Origin of the sequence: Pseudovibrio sp. POLY-S9 (assembly GCF_001431305.1) — a bacterium.
Lineage (GTDB): Bacteria > Pseudomonadota > Alphaproteobacteria > Rhizobiales > Stappiaceae > Pseudovibrio.
The window spans coordinates 9,590-14,119 of sequence record NZ_LCWX01000074.1 but is presented as its reverse complement, the minus strand read 5'-3'; the positions used below and the strand labels follow the sequence as shown (position 1 = coordinate 14,119).

5 protein-coding genes and 1 pseudogene are annotated in these 4,530 nt (G+C 58.0%); all 6 read right to left on the bottom strand.

All coding sequences use genetic code 11. From position 1 onward, the window contains the following. A partial coding sequence (locus PPL9_RS05515) for an SDR family NAD(P)-dependent oxidoreductase (protein ID WP_152986600.1) occupies positions 1-168 on the bottom strand: 168 nt, incomplete at its 3' end. 24 nt (positions 169-192) lie between these two features. Further along, on the bottom strand, positions 193-1,269 hold the full coding sequence (locus PPL9_RS05510) for an acyl-CoA dehydrogenase family protein (protein WP_057461759.1): 1,077 nt from the start codon (positions 1,267-1,269) through the stop codon (positions 193-195). Positions 1,270-1,280: 11 nt separating this feature from the next. Continuing rightward, positions 1,281-2,438, bottom strand: a complete 1,158-nt coding sequence (locus tag PPL9_RS05505) for an acyl-CoA dehydrogenase family protein (RefSeq protein WP_057461758.1) — start codon at positions 2,436-2,438, stop codon at positions 1,281-1,283. A 2-nt stretch (positions 2,439-2,440) separates the two neighbouring features. Continuing rightward, positions 2,441-3,325: an enoyl-CoA hydratase gene (locus tag PPL9_RS05500; protein WP_057461757.1), complete on the bottom strand. Its 885-nt coding sequence runs from the start codon at positions 3,323-3,325 to the stop codon at positions 2,441-2,443. 82 nt (positions 3,326-3,407) lie between these two features. Next, positions 3,408-4,130, bottom strand: coding sequence for an ABC transporter ATP-binding protein (locus tag PPL9_RS05495; protein ID WP_057461756.1), 723 nt, complete (start codon positions 4,128-4,130; stop codon positions 3,408-3,410). Then, positions 4,123-4,530, bottom strand: a pseudogene (locus PPL9_RS33070) (ABC transporter); the annotation flags it as partial. The pseudogene PPL9_RS33070 and the gene PPL9_RS05495, both read right to left, overlap by 8 nt.

The window sequence follows — 4,530 nt, the reverse complement described above, 5'->3', positions numbered from 1 at the left end:
CGCCGGATTGCGGGCAGCACCGCGCTCAGCGTCCGCGCCATGCGGGTTCACGCCAAGGTCGTTGACAACAACACAGGCTCCTTGCTGTGCCAGCTCCAAGGCATAAGCCCGGCCAAGACCACGACCGGCACCGGTTACAATCACCACACGGTTTGCGCAAATTGACATTTAAAATACTCCTCTGCTGGCCTGTCAGGCATAGGCTAAAACGGTTTGCGGGCTGGGCGCGGCGAACAGCGTGTCCTGCACAAGAGCGCCGTTTAAGACAGCCGCCGCCACATGATCGCTGTGGTCTTGCGGGCACGCCCATTGCTGCGACAGCATCAGCGCGCGTTTGAGGTAAAGATGCACATCCACCTCCCAGGAATAGCCCATGGCCCCATGCACCTGCAGCGCACAGCGGGCGGCCCCAACAGCTGTTTGCGAGGCATTGAGATAGATTTGTGAAACCAGAGCCTGACTGGAAAGCGTGTCTTCCTCCACCCGTGCGGCCGCTGCATACAGCATTGGCTGGTCCCGCTCTATCTGCACTTTGGTGTTCGCCATCTGGTGTTTAAGCGCCTGATAACTGCCGATGGCCCGGCCAAACTGCTGGCGGGTCTTGCTGTACTCAACCGCAAGATCAAGGCAGGCCTGCGCAATGCCGATGAGCTGAGCAGCACACAACAACGCGCCCTGTTTGCCTGACCAGTTGATGAGCGAACGCCCCAACGCGCCGCTGGCAATAACCTTGCCGCCCGCGTGCCCCGGGGCCAGAGTGTACACGGGCCGCAGCGGGTCGATACTGGGTTGTTTGCGCAAGTCAAATTCATGCGGCTGCATCAGGACCATATCATCCCCTCGCGAACGCAGCAGCGCATATGGCTCATCTGGCCCAAGGCAGAACGGCATGTTAGGGTGGACCAGCGCAATCGGTGCCGGCATGGCAACAACGGCTTTGAGCAGCCGCAGCGCATCGTCATCGCCTGAGCGCTCCAACAGTGGCAAAACCACGCCAGCCTGCTCCACAAGTGGCTCGGGCAAAAGCGCATAGCCGCACAGTTGCGCCATCAGGCAAAAATCGGTTGCCCGCAGGGCCAGCCCGTCATTGGCCTCGCTGATCAACGCCTCATACATCCCCAATGCGCCCAGCTCCTGCCAGCGGCCAAGGTTGAAGGCAATCTGGGTTTTCAGCTCATCGCGCAGATGGTGGCTGGAGCATTTGTCACTGAGAAACTTGCGCAGCATGTCACTGGCAACCCTCTGATCATTTGATAAAGCAAATTCCATAGGGTTCTCCTTCAGGACCGCGGCAGACCAAGTACGCGCTCGGCAATGATGTTGCGTTGAATTTCGTTGCTGCCCGCGTAAATTGGCCCGGCAAGGGAAAACAGATAGCCATCCACCCAGCGAGACGCCTCATGGTCCGCTGGGTCCGGGCAGACTGCGCGTGCGCCCAGAATCTGCAAGGCGGTTTCATGGAGTTTGATATCCAGTTCCGACCAGATGATTTTGGTGACAGAGGCTTCTGCACCAATGGTCTTTCCGCCCATGATCTGGCTGGCGGTGGAGTAGATCGATACGGCATAAGCATGCGCTTCCATCACGGTTTGCGTGACGATGCGCTTCAGCTCAGTGCTGCAACTCGTCATGTTGGCTTTGTAAAGCTCAACCAGCGCCTGCGCCGTAGCCTGAAAGCGGCCCGGCGAGCGCAGCATCAGACCCCGCTCAAACCCTGCCGTCGCCATGCAGATGGACCAGCCCTGACCTTCCTCCCCCACACGATGATCAAGCGGGACGCGGACCTCATCAAGTATCAGCTCTGCAAACCCGGTTTCGCCATTGATCTGCGCAATTGGTTCGCGCTGAACACCAGGAGCGGTGAGGGGAAACAGAATCAGCGACAATCCCTTGTGGCGCTTCTCGCTCTCATCAGTACGGAACAAGCCAAACGCCCAATCTGCCATCACCGCACGTGACGACCAGATTTTGTGACCAGACAACAGGTAATGATCGCCATCGCGCACCGCTTTAGCGCGCACCGCTGCCAGATCCGATCCGGCCTGCGGCTCGGACCAGGCTTGCGCCCACACCTCATCGCCGCAGGCCATCTTGGGCAGGAAGCGCTGCTTTTGCTCTTGCGTGCCAAACTCCATCAGCGTTGGCCCCAGCAGGAAAATGCCGTTCTGGTTCACCCGCAGTGGGGCTTTGGCGGCATAATATTCCTCTTCAAAAATGAGCCAGCGCAGCAGGTCCAGCCCGCGACCACCGTATTTTTCCGGCCAGCTGACCGCACTCCAGCCCCCGGCATGTAATTTCTTTTCCCACTCGCGGTGCGCTTCAAAACCCACATGAGAGCCATCAAAGGAGGGCAGGGGCTGCTTGGGCACGTTCGCACTCATCCACTGGCGCACCTCATGGCGAAACTCAATTTGCTCTTGCGTGTAATTCAGTTCCATCCTCAGGCCTTCTGTTCCGCTTTGTTGGCGTGCGCCATTGCTTTTGCATCCAGCCCACCCAGTGTATGACCGCTGAGCAGCTCGTTCTGGGCATGGGCGAAGTGGTGCATGTGATAGACCGCATCCAGCGCCGTGTGTTTGCCGCGCAGGTCTTCCGCATGATTGACGGCCTGTTTAACCAGCCAGTTGCCAAGCGGCGGCCTGCTTGCAATCTTGCCCGCCATGTCGCGCACGGTGTTTTCCAGCTCCTGCGCCTCAACCACCCGGTTGACCATGCCGTATGTGCCAGCCTCCTGTGCGCTCATGCGCTCGCCCAGCAGCAAAAATTCTTTTGCAACGCGCGGCGGCAACTCAAACGGATGGGCAAAGTACTCCACGCCGGGAATCCCCATGCGCGCCACCGGGTCTTGAAAAAACGCCGTCTCGCAGGCGACGATCAGATCGCAGACCCACGCCAACATGAGACCACCAGCGATGCAGCCTCCATGAACCATGGCAATGGTCGGCTTGGGCAGCGCCCGCCAGCGGCGGCACATGCCCAGATAAACTTCATGCTCGCGGGTATAAAGAAACTCCGCCCCTTGCCGGTCTGTGTGCGTTGGCAACAAACCGATGCGGGAGAAATCCTCATTAACGTCCCGTCCGGGAGAGCCAATATCGTGGCCTGCGCTGAAATGTTTGCCCGCACCACGCAAGACAATCACCTTCACCTGGCTGTCATCAGTCGCCTTTGAAAACGCCCGGTCGAGGGCATAGGTCATCTGCGAGTTTTGTGCGTTGTGAAATTGCGGCCGGTTCATAGTGATCCATGCAATCGGCCCGTCGACCTCGTATAAAACGGGTGTATCAGTCTCATAGTGAGGCGTACTTGAACCGGCTCTTGCCATTGAACAATCCTTTACAAGTATCAAAGATGTTCAACAGCAATAGCGCGGTTTGCGGGGCTGCAAATCGTCCTAATGGACGACTTTAAGCGTGGACGTAACTGTTTTGGCGGGATTTGTGAAAGTCAGCCATTGTGCTGTCCAGCTGATCAGCTTCACAGCGCAAAACAATCTCGCCGCGCTGCATGATCAGGGCATTATCTGCATAAGGAGCTGCAATTTTTATGTGCTGATCTACAATGACGATCGCGGTTCCCTGCTGGGCCCAGTCCTTTAAGAATGATAGGATCGGCGGCAGTAGAGCCTGGGCAACCCCCAGGGACGGTTCATCGCACAACAGCAGCTTTGGCCCCGCCACAAAGGCTTGCGCCAGCGCCAGAATTTGCTGCTGTCCGCCAGACAGATCATGGGCCAGAGCGTCTCGTTTTTCCGCCAGAATGGGAAACAGATCAAAAATCTGCGTCACCATCTGTTGGAACGAAGATCGCACATGCGGCAGGCCCGCCACCCCCAGCCGCAAATTGTCATAAACGCTGAGTTCAGGAAACACCCGGTGCCCGTCCAGCACCAGTCTGAGGCCATTTTGCGCCACTTGCTCCGGGGCGAGGTTGGCAATGGAGTTGCCCTCAAACAGGATTGACCCGGAGGTCGGTTTGATGAACCCGGCAAGCACGCGCATGAGCGTGGATTTGCCTGCGCCGTTTTCTCCGCCAATCAGCAAAATCTCACCCGGCTTGATGGAAAAGGAAACATCCTGCAGCACGGGAATGCTGCCATACCCGGCGACCAGTTGGTTGACTTCAAGCATACGCGCCTCCGATGAACAGGTGCTGGACTGCAGGGTCCGTTGCCAGTGCCTGCGGTGTCCCGCTTGCCACCACAGAGCCAGTCTCCAAAACCGTGATCCGGTCTGCAATGTTCCACACAAGGTCCAGATCGTGCTCCACAATCACAATGGCGATCTGTAGTTTTTCTTTTAGGAGGAACAATAGGTGAGAAAGCTCCGCCCGTTCCGTGCCCGATAAGCCGGCAGCTGGTTCATCCAGCAACAACACATCTGCTCCGGCAAAAATCACCCTGATCACCTCTAAGAGCCTGCGCTGACCATGGGCCAGCAGCGCTGGACTGTCCTGCCCGTAAGCCGCCTCATACCAGTTGGCAAGCGATTGCAGCTGTGGGTCCAGCGGCGTGCTGCGTGCATCCAGCCC

Excerpts from the sequence above, each read along its gene's own strand:
- PPL9_RS05510 (WP_057461759.1), bottom strand. The coding sequence starts at position 1,269 with ATGGAATTTGCTTTATCAAATGATCAGAGGGTTGCCAGTGACATGCTG.
- PPL9_RS05505 (WP_057461758.1), bottom strand. The coding sequence starts at position 2,438 with ATGGAACTGAATTACACGCAAGAGCAAATTGAGTTTCGCCATGAGGTG.
- PPL9_RS05500 (WP_057461757.1), bottom strand. The coding sequence starts at position 3,325 with ATGGCAAGAGCCGGTTCAAGTACGCCTCACTATGAGACTGATACACCC.
- PPL9_RS05495 (WP_057461756.1), bottom strand. The coding sequence starts at position 4,130 with ATGCTTGAAGTCAACCAACTGGTCGCCGGGTATGGCAGCATTCCCGTG.